This is a genomic window from Tumebacillus lacus (assembly GCF_026410385.1).
Lineage (GTDB): Bacteria > Bacillota > Bacilli > Tumebacillales > Tumebacillaceae > Tumebacillus > Tumebacillus lacus.
The window spans coordinates 104,338-122,879 of sequence record NZ_JAPMLT010000002.1 but is presented as its reverse complement, the minus strand read 5'-3'; the positions used below and the strand labels follow the sequence as shown (position 1 = coordinate 122,879).

The 18,542-nt window shown below is 55.8% G+C and carries 22 protein-coding genes; 10 read left to right on the top strand and 12 right to left on the bottom strand.

All coding sequences use genetic code 11. From position 1 onward, the window contains the following. Nucleotides 1-60 precede the first annotated feature (60 nt). On the top strand, nucleotides 61-1,974 hold the full coding sequence (locus OS242_RS04995) for a putative bifunctional diguanylate cyclase/phosphodiesterase (protein WP_267150556.1): 1,914 nt from the start codon (nucleotides 61-63) through the stop codon (nucleotides 1,972-1,974). A 65-nt stretch (nucleotides 1,975-2,039) separates the two neighbouring features. Here OS242_RS04995 and OS242_RS04990 read toward each other — a convergent pair whose 3' ends face one another. The 3 genes from OS242_RS04990 to OS242_RS04980 all read right to left on the bottom strand — a co-directional run bounded on the left by OS242_RS04990 (nucleotide 2,040) and on the right by OS242_RS04980 (nucleotide 4,842). Continuing rightward, a complete protein-coding gene (locus OS242_RS04990; RefSeq protein ID WP_267150555.1) occupies nucleotides 2,040-3,521 on the bottom strand; it encodes a protein adenylyltransferase SelO in 1,482 nt (493 codons plus the stop codon). A 322-nt stretch (nucleotides 3,522-3,843) separates the two neighbouring features. Beyond that, nucleotides 3,844-4,395 (bottom strand): DUF1697 domain-containing protein, encoded by a 552-nt coding sequence (locus OS242_RS04985; protein WP_267150554.1) that lies wholly within the window; start codon nucleotides 4,393-4,395, stop codon nucleotides 3,844-3,846. A gap of 24 nt (nucleotides 4,396-4,419) precedes the next feature. After that, the gene (locus OS242_RS04980) at nucleotides 4,420-4,842 is read right to left on the bottom strand and encodes a VOC family protein (RefSeq protein ID WP_267150553.1); all 423 of its coding nucleotides are present in this window, start codon (nucleotides 4,840-4,842) and stop codon (nucleotides 4,420-4,422) included. A gap of 217 nt (nucleotides 4,843-5,059) precedes the next feature. On the opposite strand from OS242_RS04980, the gene OS242_RS04975 reads away from it, so the two are divergent. Beyond that, complete coding sequence (locus tag OS242_RS04975) at nucleotides 5,060-5,467, top strand: DUF1259 domain-containing protein (RefSeq protein WP_267150552.1); 408 nt, start codon at nucleotides 5,060-5,062, stop codon at nucleotides 5,465-5,467. A gap of 80 nt (nucleotides 5,468-5,547) precedes the next feature. Here OS242_RS04975 and OS242_RS04970 read toward each other — a convergent pair whose 3' ends face one another. Continuing rightward, nucleotides 5,548-5,754 (bottom strand): DUF1272 domain-containing protein, encoded by a 207-nt coding sequence (locus OS242_RS04970; protein WP_267150551.1) that lies wholly within the window; start codon nucleotides 5,752-5,754, stop codon nucleotides 5,548-5,550. Nucleotides 5,755-5,851: 97 nt separating this feature from the next. Between OS242_RS04970 and OS242_RS04965 the strand changes: the two genes are divergently transcribed. The 3 genes from OS242_RS04965 (at nucleotide 5,852) to OS242_RS04955 (ending at nucleotide 8,808) form a co-directional block, all read left to right on the top strand. Next, nucleotides 5,852-7,396: a WXG100 family type VII secretion target gene (locus tag OS242_RS04965; RefSeq protein WP_267150550.1), complete on the top strand. Its 1,545-nt coding sequence runs from the start codon at nucleotides 5,852-5,854 to the stop codon at nucleotides 7,394-7,396. Further along, the gene (locus tag OS242_RS04960; protein ID WP_267150549.1) at nucleotides 7,369-7,839 is read left to right on the top strand and encodes a hypothetical protein; all 471 of its coding nucleotides are present in this window, start codon (nucleotides 7,369-7,371) and stop codon (nucleotides 7,837-7,839) included. The genes OS242_RS04965 and OS242_RS04960 overlap by 28 nt, the downstream gene beginning before the upstream one ends. 342 nt (nucleotides 7,840-8,181) lie before the next feature. After that, nucleotides 8,182-8,808 (top strand): LysE family translocator, encoded by a 627-nt coding sequence (locus OS242_RS04955; protein ID WP_267150548.1) that lies wholly within the window; start codon nucleotides 8,182-8,184, stop codon nucleotides 8,806-8,808. A gap of 112 nt (nucleotides 8,809-8,920) precedes the next feature. On the opposite strand, the gene OS242_RS04950 is transcribed toward OS242_RS04955, so the two are convergent. From OS242_RS04950 to OS242_RS04935, 4 genes are all read right to left on the bottom strand, one after another. Continuing rightward, nucleotides 8,921-9,631, bottom strand: a complete 711-nt coding sequence (locus OS242_RS04950; RefSeq protein ID WP_267150547.1) for a B3/B4 domain-containing protein — start codon at nucleotides 9,629-9,631, stop codon at nucleotides 8,921-8,923. A 278-nt stretch (nucleotides 9,632-9,909) separates the two neighbouring features. Continuing rightward, on the bottom strand, nucleotides 9,910-10,485 hold the full coding sequence (locus OS242_RS04945; protein ID WP_267150546.1) for a bifunctional transcriptional activator/DNA repair enzyme AdaA: 576 nt from the start codon (nucleotides 10,483-10,485) through the stop codon (nucleotides 9,910-9,912). A gap of 21 nt (nucleotides 10,486-10,506) precedes the next feature. After that, a complete protein-coding gene (locus OS242_RS04940; RefSeq protein WP_267150545.1) occupies nucleotides 10,507-11,277 on the bottom strand; it encodes an isocitrate lyase/PEP mutase family protein in 771 nt (256 codons plus the stop codon). Between the two features lie 68 nt (nucleotides 11,278-11,345). Beyond that, nucleotides 11,346-11,864: a GNAT family N-acetyltransferase gene (locus OS242_RS04935; protein ID WP_267150544.1), complete on the bottom strand. Its 519-nt coding sequence runs from the start codon at nucleotides 11,862-11,864 to the stop codon at nucleotides 11,346-11,348. Nucleotides 11,865-12,058: 194 nt separating this feature from the next. Here OS242_RS04935 and OS242_RS04930 point away from each other — a divergent pair, with 194 nt between their 5' ends. The 5 genes from OS242_RS04930 (at nucleotide 12,059) to gluQRS (ending at nucleotide 16,133) form a co-directional block, all read left to right on the top strand. After that, a complete protein-coding gene (locus OS242_RS04930; RefSeq protein WP_267150543.1) occupies nucleotides 12,059-12,760 on the top strand; it encodes a protease complex subunit PrcB family protein in 702 nt (233 codons plus the stop codon). 123 nt (nucleotides 12,761-12,883) lie between these two features. After that, nucleotides 12,884-13,546 (top strand): YetF domain-containing protein, encoded by a 663-nt coding sequence (locus tag OS242_RS04925; protein WP_267150977.1) that lies wholly within the window; start codon nucleotides 12,884-12,886, stop codon nucleotides 13,544-13,546. A 112-nt stretch (nucleotides 13,547-13,658) separates the two neighbouring features. After that, nucleotides 13,659-14,171 (top strand): YobA family protein, encoded by a 513-nt coding sequence (locus tag OS242_RS04920; RefSeq protein ID WP_267150542.1) that lies wholly within the window; start codon nucleotides 13,659-13,661, stop codon nucleotides 14,169-14,171. Nucleotides 14,172-14,241: 70 nt separating this feature from the next. Continuing rightward, nucleotides 14,242-15,060, top strand: coding sequence for an MBL fold metallo-hydrolase (locus OS242_RS04915; RefSeq protein ID WP_267150541.1), 819 nt, complete (start codon nucleotides 14,242-14,244; stop codon nucleotides 15,058-15,060). 107 nt (nucleotides 15,061-15,167) lie between these two features. Further along, nucleotides 15,168-16,133 carry a tRNA glutamyl-Q(34) synthetase GluQRS gene (gluQRS, locus tag OS242_RS04910; RefSeq protein ID WP_267150540.1) on the top strand — a complete coding sequence of 322 codons (966 nt, stop codon included), beginning with the start codon at nucleotides 15,168-15,170 and terminating at the stop codon, nucleotides 16,131-16,133. A gap of 63 nt (nucleotides 16,134-16,196) precedes the next feature. Here gluQRS and OS242_RS04905 read toward each other — a convergent pair whose 3' ends face one another. The 4 genes from OS242_RS04905 to OS242_RS04890 all read right to left on the bottom strand — a co-directional run bounded on the left by OS242_RS04905 (nucleotide 16,197) and on the right by OS242_RS04890 (nucleotide 18,450). Beyond that, complete coding sequence (locus OS242_RS04905; RefSeq protein ID WP_267150539.1) at nucleotides 16,197-16,715, bottom strand: superoxide dismutase family protein; 519 nt, start codon at nucleotides 16,713-16,715, stop codon at nucleotides 16,197-16,199. A gap of 108 nt (nucleotides 16,716-16,823) precedes the next feature. Next, a complete protein-coding gene (locus OS242_RS04900) occupies nucleotides 16,824-17,597 on the bottom strand; it encodes a YhfC family intramembrane metalloprotease (protein ID WP_267150538.1) in 774 nt (257 codons plus the stop codon). Between the two features lie 135 nt (nucleotides 17,598-17,732). After that, entirely contained in the window at nucleotides 17,733-18,068 is a 336-nt protein-coding gene (locus OS242_RS04895) for a VOC family protein (RefSeq protein ID WP_267150537.1), read from the bottom strand. Nucleotides 18,069-18,210: 142 nt separating this feature from the next. Further along, the gene (locus OS242_RS04890) at nucleotides 18,211-18,450 is read right to left on the bottom strand and encodes a hypothetical protein (protein WP_267150536.1); all 240 of its coding nucleotides are present in this window, start codon (nucleotides 18,448-18,450) and stop codon (nucleotides 18,211-18,213) included. Nucleotides 18,451-18,542: the final 92 nt, after the last annotated feature.

The following is an 18,542-nucleotide window of genomic DNA, read 5'->3' as shown; positions in this document are numbered from 1 at the left end:
AGTCTATTCTTTCTCACATCGATCATGATTCGGCTGTTGGGATTAGGGTATACCTTCGCCATGTTGAGGCGTTTGCGCGACTACCGCCTGCTGTTTTTGTCGGCGGTGCTGGGGAGCGTCGCGGTCTTTCAGATCTATCTTGCCAGTCTGGCGAGCCTGTCGAGTCCGTTTTCGATCTTTGGGCCGGACACCGATCTGTACTGGCTGATTGAAAGTGTATTGACCTTCCTCGCGGTGCGATTTGTCATCTCCATTCTCGATGAGCGGATGCAGTTCGCGAAGAAGTTAGAGGAAAAAGAACAATATTACAAGTCGCTGTTTGAACACAATCCGGATGCCGTCTACACCCTGAATCTGGAGGGGGCGATCATCCACACCAACGCGGCCAGCGTCAAAGTGACCGGCTACGGGCCGGAGGAGACGCACGGGTTGCCCGTCAATGATCTGATACCGCCGGACGAGCGTTTTCGGGCCCAAGAGAATTTTTTCAAAGCGTTGCAAGGGGAGCCGCAAAACTACGAGTTGACCGCTCGCCACCGGGACGGTCATTCGGTGGAACTGGCCGTCACCAACGTCCCGATCCTCGTCAACGGTGAAGTGCAAGGCGTCTACGCCATCGCCAAAGACATCACGGTGCACCGGACGGTCGAAAAGCGTCTGCGCCACATGGCGTTCTACGATACCACGACCAATCTGCCGAACCGCATCCTGTTCGAGGACCAGTTGGGCCGTGAACTGAGCCGTGCGCGGCAGAACAATCGTACACTCGCCGTCTTCTCGCTCGACATCGACCGATTTAAGTACGTCAACGATACGCTCGGGCACACGATGGGTGACCTTTTACTGCAGTCCGTCACCGAGCGACTGCGGGAGTGCGCGAGGGAAGGCGACACCGTCGCCCGCGTCGGCGGGGATGAATTTACGCTCATCTTGAGCGATCTCGACGATCCGGCCGATGCGGTCGTCCTCGCGGAACAGGTGCTGGCCGCCTTTGCGCAGCCGTTCATGCTCGACGAGATCGAACTGTTTGTCACCGCATCGGTCGGCATCTCGATCGGTCCAAACGACGGGCATCACGTCATCGATCTGATCAAAAACGCCGACACCGCCATGTACCGGGCCAAAGAGCTCGGTCGCAACAATTACCAGCTCTACAACCCGCAGATGGCCGCGCCCACCGTGCAGAGCCTGTCCTTGATGAGCGATCTGCGCAAGGCGCTGGACAAGGGCGAGTTTGTCGTCTACTACCAGCCGCAGATCCGTGTCCCGACAGGCGAGTTGATCGGCGTCGAGGCGCTGCTGCGCTGGAACCACCCGACGCGCGGCATGATCTCGCCCGCGCAGTTCATCCCGCTCGCCGAAGAGACCGGCCTGATCATCCCGATTGGCGAATGGGTACTGCGCACTGCCTGCGCGCAGGTCAAAGCGTGGGCGGAGGACGGATACCCGGAGATGCGCGTCGCCGTCAACCTCTCCGCCCGCCAGTTCATGCGCGATGACCTCGTCGACGTCGTCGAACGGGCGTTGCGCGACACCGGGCTCAAGCCGCATCTGCTGGACCTTGAGATCACCGAGAGCATGACGATGCACAACGTCGACCGGGCGATCCAGATCCTGCACGGACTGAAAAACCTCGGCGTGATGATCTCACTCGACGACTTTGGCACCGGCTACTCGTCGCTGAGCTATTTGAAGCACTTCCCGATCCACATGCTGAAGATCGACCAATCGTTCGTCCGTGACATCACCGTCGACCCGGACGATGCCGCGATCGCCAACTCGATCATCGCCTTGGCTCATGCGCTGAACCTCAAAGTCATCGCCGAGGGCGTCGAGACCGAGGAGCAACTGGGCTATCTGCTGGAGCAGGGCTGTCAGGAGATGCAGGGGTACCTGTTCTCGCCGCCGCTGCCGGTGGACCGGTTGGAGAATTTGATCCGATTTGTGGAGAAGCAGGAAGAAGAGAGAGCGTAAAAGAAGCAGACAAAGACCCCCGATTCTGAGAATCGGGGGTCTTTGTTGTCTTTGCAGTCTTTGGTTTAAGTCCCGCAAAAAGTCCGGTAGGGAAGGGCGGCAGGCCCGGGCAACGTCGTGTACTCCTCTTGTTCGGGGGAGTGCGCGTAGGGGTCTGCCAGGGCGGCAAGCAGGTTCTCCATCACGCTGTAGTCTCCCTCGTTTGCGCTTTCCAGAGCTGCTTCCACCCGATGGTTGCGGGGGATGACGGCGGGGTTGGTCTTCCGCATCCGTTCATACGAGGCGTCTTTCGATTCCGGTTGTCTGCCGCGTCTCTCTTGCCACTGCACGATCCAGTCGGCAAATTCCGGTGCGCCGAAGAGGACCGTCTCTTCCAGTTTATCCAGAGTCAGAGCCCGGAACGTATTGGTAAAGTCCGCTTTGTGCTGCTGCATCATGTTGAGGAGACCTTCGATTAGAGCGGTATCCTGTTCCTCTTCGTTGAAAAGCCCCAGTTTGGCTCGCATGCCGGTCAGCCAGTGACGGTGGTGCTCCTTGCTGTATTCTGCAATCGCCTCCTGCGCGATTTCAACCGCCTTCTCTTCCTCGTCATGCAACAGCGGCAACAGAGTCTCTGCAAAACGCGCCAGATTCCAACCGCCGATATACGGCTGGTTGCCATACGCATAGCGGCCTTGTCTGTCGATGGAGGAGAAGACCGTTTTCGGGTCATAGGTGTCCATAAAAGCGCACGGGCCGTAATCAATGGTCTCGCCGCTGATCGTCATGTTGTCGGTGTTCATCACGCCGTGGATAAAGCCGACCAGTTGCCATTTGGCGATCAGCGCGGCTTGACGCTTGATCACTTCTTGCAGCAGCGCAAGGTAGCGGTTGTCAGCGTCTTTCACTTCCGGGTCATGGCGCTCGATAGCATAATCAGCCAGAGCCCGCAGATCCTCCACAGTGCCCCATGCAGCTGCGTACTGGAAGGTGCCGACGCGCAGATGACTCGCCGCCACACGGGTCAGCACGGCACCCGGCAGGCCGCCTGTTTCCCGAAATACGAGCTCACCGGTTGTCGCGACGGCCAGAGAGCGGGTGGTCGGGATGCCGAGCGCATGCATCGCCTCGCTGATGATGTATTCGCGCAGCATCGGCCCCAGTGCTGCCCGGCCGTCACCACCGCGGGAGTACGGCGTTCGGCCCGGACCCTTGAGTTGGATATCAAACCGCTCGCCAGAAGGCGTGATCTGCTCGCCCAGCAACACAGCCCGGCCGTCGCCGAGCCTCGTAAAATGCCCGAACTGATGCCCCGCATACGCCTGAGCCAGCGGCGAAGCGCCTTCGGGGACCCGGTTGCCGGCAAATACCTCGACGCCTGCTTCCCCTTTTAAAGCTTTTGCGTTCAGCCCCAGAGTCGCTGCCAGCCGGTCATTGAAAACGACCAACTTCGGAGCGCGTCCGGGGGACGGAGTTTGGCTGGAGAAAAAGATCTCCGGCAGACGGGCGTAACTGTTGTCAAAGTTCCATCCTGCGTCGGATGTTGTATGGAGATGGTTCGCGGACATAGGGAACCTCCTTGGACGATGTGCTCATCGTGGCTAATGTATCTCTGTTGAGTATAAAATATCCCCGCCACCGGAGCAGTGGCGGGGATTACAAGCAACGCTTACTTTCCTTCGACGAAGATCTGCACGTTTGAAATCAAAAAGCACTCGAGATTCTCCAAAATGAAGGACGAGTATAAGCCGTGAAAAAGTCACCGTCGCGGGATCGGAAGACGACCCAACAGCCGGCGTTTGACTCGGTGCTCTTGGTCCGATTGTGATCGCAAACGATGAGATGTGGTTTCAAATTGATCTGAGCCGCTGACATGTACTGATGCTTGGATCAGGAGATCGAAGAGTCCATCGCTTTCGCCAATGCAGCGAGTTTCGTCACCGTGTTCCAGTTGCGGACCGTGGCGGGTGCGCCCAATTTTTGCAGTTTGATCGGCAGTTTGGAGTCCGGCATTCTCTGATGGAACAGATAGTAGATCTCCCGCCCCAGGAGCAGGTACTCGTCCGTTTCGTCTGAGAGATCGGGCAGTTTCTCGATCTCGGCTTGCGTAGGTGCTGCTGTTAAAAAGGAGACGTGGATGCTGTCCCCTTCCGCCAGCGAGTCGGGGGAGTACGGACAATGGTCGAGAACGCGTTGCAGTTCCGCGGAGGTTCTCAACATCACGGGGACTTGAAAGCCGAAGACCCGGTGGATCTCCTCCTCGATTTTCGTTTGCAAACGTACGGGCTCTTCTGCCGATTCGAACAGGACGTTGCCGCTTTGGATATACGTCTGAACACGAGAGAGCCCGATGGATTCGAGCGTTTGTTTCAAATCTGCCATTTTAATTTTCTTGTGACCGCCCACATTGATCCCTCTGAGCAGTGCGAGATAGATCGTCATCGAAGGTTGCACTCCCCGCATCGTTTAGTCTGCAAACATCCAGTCCGGGTTCCAGACTACTTCCCACAGATGGCCGTCCGGGTCTTGGAAGTAGCCGGCGTATCCGCCCCAAAACGTGTCGTGGGCAGGGACGGTGATCACAGCACCGGCCTTTTTTGCCTGCTCCATGACCTGATCGACTTCCTCTTTACTTCCTACATTGTGGCCAATGGTAAATTCGGTGGGACTCGGTGCGGTCTGAGTGATCTGTGCATCGTGGGCGATATCTTGCCGTTTCCAAATCGCGAGTCTCAGTCCTGCTTGCAGATCGAAAAAGGCTACAGCGCCATGTTCAAATTCTTGCCCGATGATGCCTTGTGTGTGGAACCCCAGTCCGTCGCGATAGAAATGCAACGATCTTTCCAGATCATCGACACCCAAGGTAAGTACCGTAATTCGCGGTTTCATAGAATGCGCTGCCTCCTTTGAAGGGCTTGTTCAGATGATGGAAATTATACAAAACAATAGACGGTTTGTATAATAAAACGTGTGATCGTAACTGATCAGGCATCTCTATTTTTTCCCAGCCAACAGTCTTAATCCGCGCAGTGGCTGGACAAGGATACAAACAGAAAAAACTCCTTTCTCATAACTTGTACCAAAAGAGAGAAAGGAGGAACCATGAATGATCAATCAAACTCTTTGCAATCGACTGGCTCGAATCATCGGGGGGACTGGCAGCGTGACGAACGGCGCGTGCGTCGTGCAAACGCTTCGGGATCTCAATGTAAGAATCTTGGGCCGCCGCAGTCGTTCCCCTTTGACGCTGCCTTTTGCGCTGTCTGTCGAAGCGAGAGATTCTCGCGGACGCACCTTGAACTTGGGGGAGACAGTGATCTTGGAACGGGAAATCAATCCGTTCATTTCCGAACTTCGAAAACGCGGCATCAAAGTAACGGCCGTTCATAACCATTGGCTGTTCCAGAGCACTTCCTTCAAATATATCCACTGGGAATCGATCGACAACCCCGTGAGTTTTGTCCAAAAAAGTGCCGCCGCTGCAAGAGCGGTGGGCATCCTGCCAAAACGGTAATGGTCCGGGGAGAACAAGCAAAAAACCGTCTCGAAGGAGGCGGTTTTTTGCTTGGACTTGTATGAAAAGATCTGTTGCCTTTAGGCCGGGCTGTTCGATAACGTGCAGACGTTTTTCGGCCGCTTCGGTCTTCTGACCAGTTCCCCGCCGCAGTTCGGGCACACATGATTCATTTCTTCGGTGCACGGGGAGCAGAACGTGCATTCATGCACACAGATGAAAGCGTCCATCGTCTCCTCAATTGCTGTCGTGCAACGTTCACATTCATGTCTCATCTCTAATGCCATATTCAACGAGCCCCTTTCATTTGGTTTTACTAGCTAGTATACTACTCTTGTTACCAAAAAAAGGCAACCAAGAAAAAGAGGGAGGGGACCGCAACTTTTGATCACAGCCGACCCACATGCACTGCGATACGGTGCCAATCGTTTTGCGGCAGCCGCGCAAGAGATGCAAAGAAATGCCGACCGGCTCATGGAGGCGACAAACAGCGCTCGTATAGGACAAGAGGGCTGGTCAGGCGAAGGCGCACAGTCCTTTCAACTCCGCAGTGAACGTCTCGCAGCAGACGTGAAACAAGCAAGCAACGCCTTTTCGAGCGTTGCGAACACGTTGAGCCGATTCGCGATGAGAATGGAACGTGTGCTGGAACTCCGCCTGCGTGCCGACCGGCTCGATCAGCAAGCATTTGAATACAGCGATGATACGCTCGACAGCATCCACACCCGGCAACACATTCGTCATCAAGCGGCTCAACTGCGTCATCAGGCTGATTCAGAGGCCGGTATCGCAGACTCGCAAGCATCTGCTGAGTTTCAAATGATCGCGAAAATGATACCCGCAACGCTCATACCTGGTGCAGATACGAGCGTCCCTCTGCTTGACGGGCTCCCGAAGCACTGGCAGGATTACTATCGTCGCCACCCTGAACTGTTGGATGAGGAGAAGGTCGCACCTAAGCTCACAATGGGGTCATTCAAACGCGCGGATGAAGTAGGAGTCAAGCAGTATGTAGAGGAACATCAACATGAAGACCCGTCCATGCTGGAAAAAATAAAAGGATTTATCGCAGGCGGCGTGGACGGGGAGAAGGAACTGCTCATCGGACTCATAAGCGCCGTGTCTCACCCTATCGAAACCTTAAAAGGCATCGCATATGCCGTCACCCATCCTGATGTGGTGATCGAGAGTCTAGTCCGGAAAAAAGACGAGTTTGTATCCGATTGGCAGAATGGCAACACCTACGGATGGAGTAAGACATTTCATGAAATGATCTGGAGTGTAATCGGATTAAAAGGAGCAGGGGCGGGTGAAGAAGGCGCAGAAGTAGCAACAAGAGTAGCCAAATCGAACATTGAGCTGTTTGGCAATATCCTCAATCCAGCCGGTAAAGTGGTCTTGTCCGACGGCTCAGTCATTCGAGTGTCTGATCGAGTGATTCAGTCCAATGAGGAACTCCTTTCCTTCTTCAAAAGAGCAGGAGAGGGGGACAGTGGAAAGTTAACGCAGAATCAGATCGATGTCATGGTTGATAGCATTGGCAACTCGATCAAGAATCACCCTCTCAGGCAAGAATACGAGAACTCAGTGAAAGAGTTATCCACTAAAGAGCAGGAACTAAGAGCGCAAGGCTTAAGTAATAAAGAGATTGCTGGTGAACTGCATCAAGCACGTCGTGACTTGGGTTTGAAATACAAAGATCTGACACCTCCGGACTTAAGAGAATATATCTATGAAATTAATAAAGGGAGGTATGGTGATCCGCTCGGACCTACTTTCAATTCTTTACTAGAAAAAAATATGGAACGGGGTCTATCCACTGAAGAAGCCTATCAAGCTATTATTCAATCATCATATAGGCCAAATCCAGATGTAGATAAATTATTGGGAGGGTTTAAACAATGGCTATTGAAGAAAAACGGACTGTAACGCCGATCTATCTTAGAAATCATGATATCCATGCAGTAGTATGCGAATATCACCCAGACACCGGAGAATATAAGGAAGTCGAGCGAAACACAGTAGCGGATAAACTTAGGAGAGGCTCTTACTGTAATGTTGATGGAAAGCTATATGGAGTGTTTGCTTCTGATGCAGGGCCGATTTTTTTTAGAAATAATAAAATGTATCAACTGAAACAACGTGATTTCAAAATTGAGGTACAAGGTATTGGGACAAATTCGGAGTTCAGAAAGTTTGTGTTCTCCTCAAACAATGGAGTGGAAATAAGCATCGATTATCCTGTAGGCCCTCCCATTCTAGATCCGTGGGCCGATGAGGAAACGGTTGATTTTTTTGTTTATTTGTCAAAAGCCTATGAAAGAGACGGGTTTTATGAAAATTTCACCTTGTCATCTCCAAGATCCGAATGAATCATGGGGTGGAAGCAGGAAGGAGCGAGTAATACGGGACTGTTTATGTTGGACCGCGAGAAACGTATGTGGTTGGTGGTGGCTCTTGGTAAAGCTGAAAGCAACAGTGCCAATAGACCTGCACATCGTGAAGACCGACCACAAAAGTCCTCTTATGTGGATGATCCCTCGGATCAGATTCATTTTCGAGTAGATCTGAATCTTACCTACCCAACGTAAATCAACGACTGAACACATCCCTTTTTCCTCTTTTCCCTAAAAGGAGCCGTGTCGTATCGTGTCGAACTGATTCATACACCGGGAGTTGACGGAATTTTATGAAGGCAGGAGGAGGGCTGGCAAATGTTCGATCTCGCGACTTTGGGGACGTTTGTGGCGGTGGTGTTTGGGCTGTTTCTCATTCCGGGTCCAGCGGTGCTGTTGACTGTTACCCGCACGGTTCAGGGCGGGCGCAGGGGTGGCTTGATGGCCGGGCTTGGGATCGCGACGGGGGATTTCATTCATACGTTGTTTGCGGCGGTCGGGCTGTCTGCGATCTTGCTGACGTCGGCGTTTGCGTTCAATTTTGTGAAGTTTGCCGGTGTGGCGTACTTGGTGTATTTGGGCATTCGTGCGATCTTGGAAAAGCCGTCCGATCCGCAGTTGCCGGAGGTGGCGCCGGTGACACCGCTCAAATCGTACGGGTCGGCGATTCTCGCCGAGGTGCTCAATCCGAAGACCGCTCTGTTCTTCCTCGCGTTTTTGCCGCAGTTTGTCGATCCGTCACGGGGAGCGGTGGTCATGCAGTTCTTGATGCTCGGCGCGATCTTTGCGGTGCTCGGCGTGATCTATACGACGATGATCGTACTCACAGTGCGTCCGCTGGGGCGGCTGGTCGGGCGCGTGTCGTGGATCGGTCGCTGGAGCGGCAAGATCGTCGGCCTGATCTACATCGGGCTGGGCGTGAAAGTGGCGTTGCAGCAACGGTGACGGGAAAGGAATCGAAGGCTCTGCATCGGTGCAGAGCCTTTTTCATGTGTGAGATATGGACAAGGTAACTGATGCGGACAAAATAAAACCCCGCCGCAGCGAGGTTTTTTGCTTAATCGACGATCGTGATCTCCCGGTTGTTACGATCCAACACTTCGATTTTTGCAACACCGCCGAGATGATGGGTCACTAAATCGGACAATTCTTTCAGGGCCAGGTTCAACTCATCGGTTCTTGTTTCGTCTACAGTTTCCAGGCAGAGAAACGCGTTTTTCGTATTTTCGGTGAGCATCGTACGCAACGCTTCTCTCCAGTTCCAGCATCTGCAGATGGCACCTTCATCATCTTTGTAGATGATCTCCCCTTCATAGGGCGAGGCGTTCTCGTCTTTGCCCAACGGGACAAACGACTCGTCCCCAATTGCCTGAGTCAGCCGCAGATCGCCTGCGAACGTGTCGATGTCTTCTCCGCCGCATGGAAAGCCATAACGCAGCGATATGGAATTGTAGATGTCTACCAGCGGATTGATGGTTCCGATCTGATTGCCAGTCTTCACTCGTTTCAACAAAGACTCAATGGAAGACCTTGCCCCCTTCTTGGTCTTAAACTTCTGAAACGCGTCTCGCCATACGGAGATTGCCGGGTTCTGACTGAATTCCTCCAGTTCAATAAACTTATGCGCTTCTTTCTGCGCTTCTTGCAGCAACGTCTCGTATTTCTCTACGTCCCGCACTGAATTATCAATCCCTTGGCAAACCACGACGCCTATTTTTGCAGAAGGGAATAACGTCCAGAAATCATCTTCAATGATAAATCTCTTCATGAAAATCTCTCCATTTCATTTTATTGATACCTTCCATTATACAAATAATTTGTGATCCAAATCTGTAACTTTGCACTCACTTAAGTACCCCCATTCACTGGGAACTCCGTTCAAAGGCGGTGTCCAGTTGCTCGAAATCAAGTTTCAGAAAGATCTCTTCTGCTGATTCCGGGGGTGGAAGCTGAGCAAGAGCGGGTGGGTGGAGCAGGAGGTTTGGAGTTGGGGGAGGATAAGGGTCAGGGGGCGATGCATTCCAGTTGTATTCGATGTCCACCTGATCATGGTTGAATAGGACGATTCGCATTAGCCAGCCGATATTCAGCTGGGGAGCACTGTTTATAACGGCGAAACACTCTATAGAAAGCGGACGTGCTTTGAAATCCGACTTCATAACAGATCTCAAGATTGGTCAGGTGGGTGCTCGACAACAGATGAGCCGCTTTGTCGACTCGGATCTTTTCCAAATAGGCGCGCGGAGTGTCCGCCGTGTGCTGTTTGAACAACCGATCCAGATAGTACGCGCTGATACCGACATGTTGGGAGATGTCTTGCAGCACCAGTTTTTCTTTGTAGTGTTCCACCAGAAATGCCTTGACGTTTGTAACGAGACCCGCCTGCGGCGCTTGAGCGATGTCCGGTTGGCATCTCTTGCATGCGCGATAACCGGCTGCTTCCGCTTCGGGGATAGTCGGGTAGAAGGTGACGTTGACCCGCAACGGTTTTCTGGCTTTACAGGAGGGGCGGCAATAGATCTTGGTAGTTTTCACGGCTGTGTAAAATAAATTGTCGTACGAGCTGTCACAAGCGATGATCTTCTCCCACATCTCGTCAAAAGAGAGAGAAAGAGCAGCCATTGCCGCACCTCCTGTGTTTGGTCAATTGGGATAGAGTGCAGCGGTATCCTGTGCTTCGAACAGGCGTACCGCGCTTTTTTCTGCGAATGCGGCCAGTTGGTCGGACAGCGCATTGCCGATACTGAACCGTTTCACACCGAGTTCCGCGAGCTTTTTGCAGTTGGTCAGCCCCGGCAAGGAGAGAAGGTTCAGCGGGGCCGACACCTGTACGGCGACCGTTCGGATCTCGTCTTCGTCCTTGAGTCCGGGCACGAAGATCCCGCTGGCCCCGTGTTCCACATAGACGGCGGCTCGGGTGAGCGTCTCCGGCAGAGGATCGTCGAGTTGGAAATACGTATCGATTCTGGCGTTGAGGAAGAAATCGGCAAACCCGCGCTGGTCGAGAGCAGTTCTGATTTTTGACAACAGCTCAGCATGCTCCTTTGCAGCGCGCAGGCCCGGCCTTCTTTTCAAAGAATCTTCGATGTTGATGCCTGCCACGCCGAGGTCTGCGGTTCGAAGTACATGCTCCAAGATCGTGTGCGTGTCTTCTCCATAGCCGGCTTCAATGTCTGCGGAAACCGGGATGCGAACGTGGTCGACGATTCTCTTGATCACTTCGAGATGGGTCTTAAAATCCATCTTTTCTCCGTCCTCAAAGCCGAGCGACTGTGCAATGCCCCAACTGGTCGTGCCGATCGCTTGGAATCCCGCTTTTTCAAGTGCCAATGCAGACAGTAAGTCCCAGGCATTCCCTAAAAATAAGAGGCGCTCTCCGTGGTGCAATTCGTTGAATTTCTGAATGTTGTTCATTTCATCCCATCCTTTCGCACTCACTATAGCAAGCGACCGGGTGGGATTTCGTCCTGTTTCTTGCTCTTCTAGTCGGAAGGGAATGACTTGTAGTACAGCACCGTCGTGTGCAAGGTGCCGTCGGCGGAGCGGGCGTAGTGGGGGATTTGGCCTGCTTCGGTGTAGCCGAGGGAGCGGTAGAGGGTGTTGGAGGGGTCGCCTGCACGGGTGTCGAGGATGAGCAGGGTGCGGGCTTCGCTTCGGGCGCGTGATTCGGCGGCGGCCATCAGGTGTTGGGCGATTCCTTTGCGCCTTGCGGTCGGGTGGACCATGAGTTTTGCGATCTCGGCGCGGTGGGTGCCGTTTGCTTTGGTGGCGAGGTGCAATTGGATTGAGCCGACGATCTCGCCTTGCCAGCGGGCGACCCAGAGGATGGCGTCGGGGGCGAGCACAGATTGCCAGTATGTTGCAGCTTCGTCCGGGGTGATCGGGGGCAGAAAGCCGACGGCGGCTCCGTCTGCCACCACATCGACCAGCAGGCGGGAGAGGCTCTCCAGATCGTGCGGGGAGATCTCGGTCAGTTCTTCGAGTACGAACTCTTCGGGCATTTGATTTCCTCCTCTTGGAAAAAACAGTTTTCTTTATTATAATAGAGCCCGCTGTTCGAGCATAGCGGGGTCTTGGAGGACAGTATTTTGAATCAGTAAAGTCAAAAAGAAGATATTGATCGAGTTGATCGTGAATACATTGAGGAGCACAATGGGCGAGAGAAGGGTGAACTCGTAGAAGGAGGCGTTTTGATATGGCCGCGAACAACGAGAAAGTGACCCGGATGGTGTTTTTGGAGGAGTTGAATCAGATCGGTCTGCGGGCGAAAATGGACGGAGAGCCGGGGGATTGGATCTCGCGGGCAGAAGCGGCTGTGGTTTTGGCAGGCGCGTTGCCGCCGATGAATATGGGGATCGCCGGAGGGCTGCCCGCTCCGTTTGCGGATCTCAACACGATGACGCTGGTACAGCAGCAGGCGGTTTCGACGCTGTATGCACTGGGGATCATGCTCGGGGACGGGCAGTTGTTCCACGGGGAGTTGAAGCTCACCCGTGCGGAGCTCGGAACGATCACGCAGCGGACGCAGGCCCGGATCGGAGCGACGCCGGGGACGGAGGTGTCCGGCTATGAGGTGATCACCGACCTGTCGACGCTCCCGCAGGAGGTGCAAGAGACGGCGCTGTCCCTGCAAGGCAAGGTGGGAGCGGTGACGCAGCGCAGCGGCGAGGATATGTACCTGATCCTCACAGCGGGCGAACGCTACACGGGCGGCTATGCCATCGAGGTGACAAACGTGGCGGAGACGGCAGGGCGCACCGAAGTGACGGTGTCTCTGACCGCCCCAGGGCCGGATGAGATCCCGTTGCAGGCGATTACGTATCCGCAGACGGTGGTGCGATTTGCCAGAGCGGTCAAACCGATTGCGGTGGTCAACAGCGAGGCGTTGGCTTTGTAGGCGGAACGGCAGAATCAACAGCAAACAACCCTCTGACTGGAACGGTCGGAGGGTTGTTTGTATTGCCGAGATTGTGGTCTATGCTAGGAGAGAGTGCAAGTACTGCCGGAATCGAGGGATGGTATGGAATCGGTGCTCGTGACTTCGTTGCGGACGCTCGTGGGATTTGTGGTGTTGCTGATGTTGACGCGCATTTTGGGGAAAAAGCAGATCAGTCAGATGACGTTTTTCACGTACATCACGGGGATCGCGCTGGGCAACATCGCCGGGGACATGGTGGTGCATCGCGATATCACGGTGCTCGACGGCGTCACGGGCATGGTGCTGTGGGCGGTTTTGACGCTGGTGGTGGAGTTCGCCTCTTTGAAGTCGTCCAAGGCGCGGGTGCTGCTCGACGGCGAGCCGACGATTGTGATCAAAGAGGGACGGGTGCTGGAGCGGGCGATGGCTTCGAATCGGTTGAACATGGACGATCTGAGCATGCTGTTGCGAAATAAAGATGTGTTTTCCGTGGGCGAGGTGGACTATGCGATTTTGGAGCCGAACGGGGAACTGAGCGTGCTGAAAAAAGTCAAGCCGCCGCAAAATCGCCGCCGCTTTTTGCCGACGGAGTTGATCGTGGACGGACAACTGGTCGAGCGCAATCTCGCGAAGTTGCATCGCACCCGCGAATGGCTGGAGAGCAAACTGCGGCAGGAAGGCGTCGAGAGTTTGGAAGATGTGTTCTTTGTGGAGTTGCAGGAGGACGGGAGTTTGTATGTGGATCGGCGAGAGGATCTTCATTGAGCAAAAAAGAGGGGACCCTGCTGGAAACGGCAGGGTTTTTTCGATTTGTAACGCGGGAGAGGGCAGAGGCGACTGTATGCATAGCAGATCGAGACGAGAGAGGTGCTCTGTTATGTGGAAGCGTTTTTTTGCTGTGTTGGTCGCATTGGTGTTGGCAGTCGGTTTGGCAGGTTGTGCTGCGGAGGAGGAGCCTTTTGGCATGGCAGGACATGTCGTGAAACGGGAGGGGGACCGGGTGTTGGTGGTCGATCCGGTGGGGAAGCAGGTCGAGCGGATGTTTTACAACGCGGTCTGGGTGAAGACGACCGACGCGTCGATCCATGTCGGGCAGAAGGTGCAGGTGTATTTTGACGGTCCGATTCTCACATCGTATCCAGGCCAAGGAGCGGCGAGGAGCATCGCGGTGATCCCGCAGGAGAAACCGGCGGGGGCTCGCCTGACGCCGGAGCAAGCGGTGGCGGCCGCTCTGGTCGGTGCGTCCGACTGGAATGTGCCAGTGGTTCGCGGGGTGAAGTATGTGGAGTCCGGTCGTTGGGATGTGACGCTGCTGGAAGCGATGGAGGATCAGGGAAAAGACGTGACGTTACGAGTATCAGACGCGGCGGGGAAGTTGTATGAAGATTGAGCGGGGGATGTTTTTGCCTGCAATGGCAGACGATACGGAGGAGAACCCTTTTTTCAGGAGGTGGCCTTGGATGGAGACGCAATCGGTTCATGAGGAGGATCGTCACGTACACGGCCTTGCGGTGTTGCGCGATGTGTTGTGTTTGCGGACGGCGATTGTGAATGTGGTGTTTGTCGGGGAGCCGGGGAGCGACGACTATGTGCTGGTCGATGCCGGGGTCCGCGGCTATGCGGGGAAGATCATCGAGGCGGCTGAAGAGCGGTACGGGCAGCGGCCTCCGAAGGCGATCCTTTTGACGCACGGGCATTTTGATCACGTCGGAGCTCTCCATGAATTGCTCGAGAAATGGCAGGTGCCGGTGTATGCGCATGCGCTCGAAATGCCTTATCTCACCGGAAAGATGGCCTATCCGGAGCCGGACCCGACGGTCGGCGGCGGGCTCGTGGCGATGATGTCGCCGATGTTCCCGAACGACCCGATCGACCTTGGAGAGCGCGTGCGCGCCTTGCCGACGGACGGCAGCATCCCTGTTCTGCCGGGCTGGCAGTCGATCCACACGCCTGGGCATACGCAGGGGCACATCTCGCTGTTCCGGGAGTCGGATCGGACGATGATCTCAGGAGATGCGTTTATCACGACCAAGCAGGAGTCGGTGTGGCACGTGTTGACGCAGGAACAGGAGATCCACGGGCCGCCGATGTATTTTACGCCCGATTGGGAGGCGGCGTGGAACTCGGTGAAAAAGTTGGAGCGGCTCAAACCTCGCGTCGTCGTCACCGGGCACGGGCTGCCGATGCAAGGCGAAGAACTGGCGCAAGGGCTTTCGAAGCTCGCCCGCGAGTTTGACACGATGGCGATCCCGGAGCACGGCCGATACGTAAAGGGATGAAAACCACCGACCATTTTCGGTGGTTTTTTGTTGCCCGGATTGGCAAACTCTCCTCTTTTCTTTCATAATACTGGTATGGACTGAACGGACGAACGGAGGGTTTGCACATGAAGAAACGCGGACGGTTTGCCCCGACGCCATCCGGGCACCTGCATCTGGGCAATGCGTGGACGGCGCTGCTGTCATGGTGGCAGATCCGCAGCGAAGGCGGTGAATATGTGCTGCGGATCGAGGATATCGACAAGGCGCGTTCCAAGCCGGAGTACGCCGCGCAGCTCGTCGAGGACCTGCTTTGGCTCGGCATCGACTGGGACGAAGGACCGGATCGGGGAGGACCCTGTGCACCGTACCGGCAAAGCGAGCGGGAGGAGCGGTACGACGACGCGCTGCGGCGGCTGTTGCAAGACGGCTGGCTGTATCCGTGCTATTGCTCGCGGTCGGAACTGATGAAGATCGCAAGTGCCCCGCACGGGCTCGGGTCGGAGGGGCCGGTGTATCCGGGGAACTGCCGCCGTCTGAGCGCGGACGAACAGGCGGAAAAGGCGGCGGTGAAGGTGCCGTCGATGCGATTTGCGATGCCGGACGAGCCGCTCGGGTTTGTCGACCTCTTGGCCGGGCGGCAAGAGACGGTAGCAGGCAGCGGCGGAGATTTTGTGGTCAAGCGGGCGGACGGGATGTTCGGGTATCAGCTCGCCGTGGTGCTGGATGATGCGGCGATGGGGATCACCGATGTCCTGCGCGGCTATGATCTGCTCTGCTCAACGCCTCGCCAGTTGTGGCTGTATGCGGCACTCGGCCTGAAGCCGCCGCAGTTTGCCCATGTGCCGCTGCTCTGCGGCCCGGACGGACAGCGGCTGTCAAAGCGGGACAAGTCTCTGACGCTGGCGGCGATCCGGGAGGCGGGCACAGGGGCGGAAGAGGTGGTCGGCCAGTTGGCGTGGCTCGGCGGGCTGGTCGAACGGCCGGAGCGGATGACAGCAAGGGAGATGATCGGGGCGTTTGATCTGGCGAAGGTGCCGAGCGATCCGGTGGCGGTCAGCGAGAGCCTGTTGCGCCGTTTGGCAGGGGAATAAAAAAGCAGGAGGCGTCGGCGGCCTCCTGCTTTTTTGTGTGCGGTTGCTGTGGGTGTTGTGCGGTCAGCGGCCGCGAATCAAACCGCAGGCCAGGCGTTTGCCCGCGTCTCCGGCCGGTTGGGTGCGATAGTCGTCCGGGCTTTGGTGGATGATCACCGCTTTGCCGATGATGTCTTGGACGCGGAATTTGTTGGTGAAAAAGCTCATGCGGGCATAGCCGTTGTTGGAGAACAGGTTGGGCATGTCGCCGGCGTGGTTGCCGTGCGGTTGGTTGGTCGGATTCCAGTGGCCGCCTGCCCCTTGGAACGGATCGTTCGGGTCACCGACGGCGCAGTTGCCCGACTGATGGATGTGAAATCCGTGCGGGCCGATCGGGTCGCGATCGGGACCGCCGGGTGTGTAGGCGGGCAGGCCGGTCACTTCGACAGAGACTTCGGTGCCGTACGTCAGGTCGCGAAACCAGACGAGACCGCGCAGACCGGGCGCGAGCGGTCCGCCCTGGATGTGGGCGTATGCTTGGAGCGGGGCGCGCGTTTCGCTCGTGGAGCGGTAGGTGACGGGGAGGAAATACGTTCCGTACATGCGAAAAGCCTCCTTTTTTCGGGCATCCTGCACAGATGCCCTCCGTCAGTTTATGGTCGGCGGGATCGATCGGTTCGCAGGAGTGCCCGAAGGCGGGAGGCATTTGATTTAGTGGAACAGTCGTTTCGTGCGGCCGATGTACCAGAAGGCGACGGCGCCAAAGACGAAAAGAATCGCTTCGAGCAGGTAGAGGTTCCATTTGGCGGCGGTCGCGTAGGCGGCCACAATGTCAACGCCCGCGTGGAGCAGGATCGCACAGAACAGATAGGAGATGCGGCCGCTGCGCACGCCGAGCAGGACGATCAGCGAGAAGGCGATATGCAGGAAGAGAGCGGCAATGCGCTCGAATCCGCCGAGCAGGTGCAGGAGCGGCGAGGAGTCGAGCAAAGACGATTTGATCTGAGCGACCGTCTCGGCCGGCACTTGGCTGCCGAGCGTGGTGTCGAACGTGCCGGCGTTGAGCAGGTTCATGTAGACGAGGTTGGACACGCCGAGCGTCAACGCGATCAAGATCGCTTCGAGGCCGCCGTGACCGATCCCGAACGAGATCCCGTCAAGGCGCTCGCGACGGTCTTTCAGCCAGTAGCGGAACGCGACGTAGCGGCCGACCTCTTCGAAGATCCCGGCTGCCAGCCCGCCGTAGAGCGCGTAGAACAGGGGCTGTTTGAGCCATTCTGCCGTGGTGCCGTTGAACTGGAACATGTAGAGGTGGAGCCCTTTTTCCAGCACTTGCGAAAAGAGGAACCAGACCAGTGCGCCAAACGCGACCGCTTTCCACGACAGGCCGCCCCGACGGCGGAAGTAGAGGATCAGGGCGACGGGAAAGGCGACCGATATCAGGATGGCCAAGATTTGCATGATCATGGAGGTGGTGGAGATCATGAGGGAGTGCCTCCTTTGGGAGATGGATTTGGTTAGATGATTAGATAATTAGATTGTTTTCTAATTACAAAATAGTGGATGGACAGGTCGGCTGTCAAGAAAAAAATCGCGCTTCCCGGTGAGGAGGCGCGATTTTTACTCGTGCAGGATGCGGATCAGGTTGCCTTCGGAGTCTTTGATGTGGAAGGCGAGGAGTCCGTCTTCGCAGGGATGGATGGTGTCGACGGGGGTAACGCCGCGGGTTTGCAAGTCGGCGTAGGCGGAGTGAATGTCAGGTGTTCGAACGTGGAGTTGCGGGGATTTACAGATCGGGACGTAGTTGTCTTTGCCCCAGTCGATCAACAGGAGGCGTTGACTGCCGCAACTCAGGTCTTCTGTCAGACCCAAGACGCGGATGTACCAGTTTCTTGCACGCGTCGCATCTTCACAATGGATGTACAGGTGCGGCTGGTCGCTAGGCGGTGCTGTCACAGGTGATCCCTCCGCTTCGGCGGTTATTTGGATATGTAATAAAATTCAATCATTCGTCTCGAACTCCTTCAAGGAAGGGGGGAGAATTTTCAGAACGCACACGAGCCCCGCTGCCGAGAAGGCAACGGGGCGGTGTCTCATCTCAAGACTCGGGATTGCACTGGCGGAGCTGTGCTTGGACGCGGTCGATGTCCTCGCGGATCTCGCCTTCGGGGCGGCCGAACGAGCGGCCCATGACGGCGCGGGCGTGGCCGCTGTGCTGATGACCGACCAGTTCCGCTTCGTAGCCTTGCATGGCGGACATCAGCTCGTCCAACACTTCGCGGGAGCAGGCGATCACTTCATGTTGTCCCTGTTGCGTGCCGTTTTGGTTGGTCGTCATCCCCACATTCCCCCTTTGAGATGATAGAAGGGTATGGAACCCGGGTTAGTATGTGTCGGATCGAATGAAAATTATACAAAAAACCCAGTGGC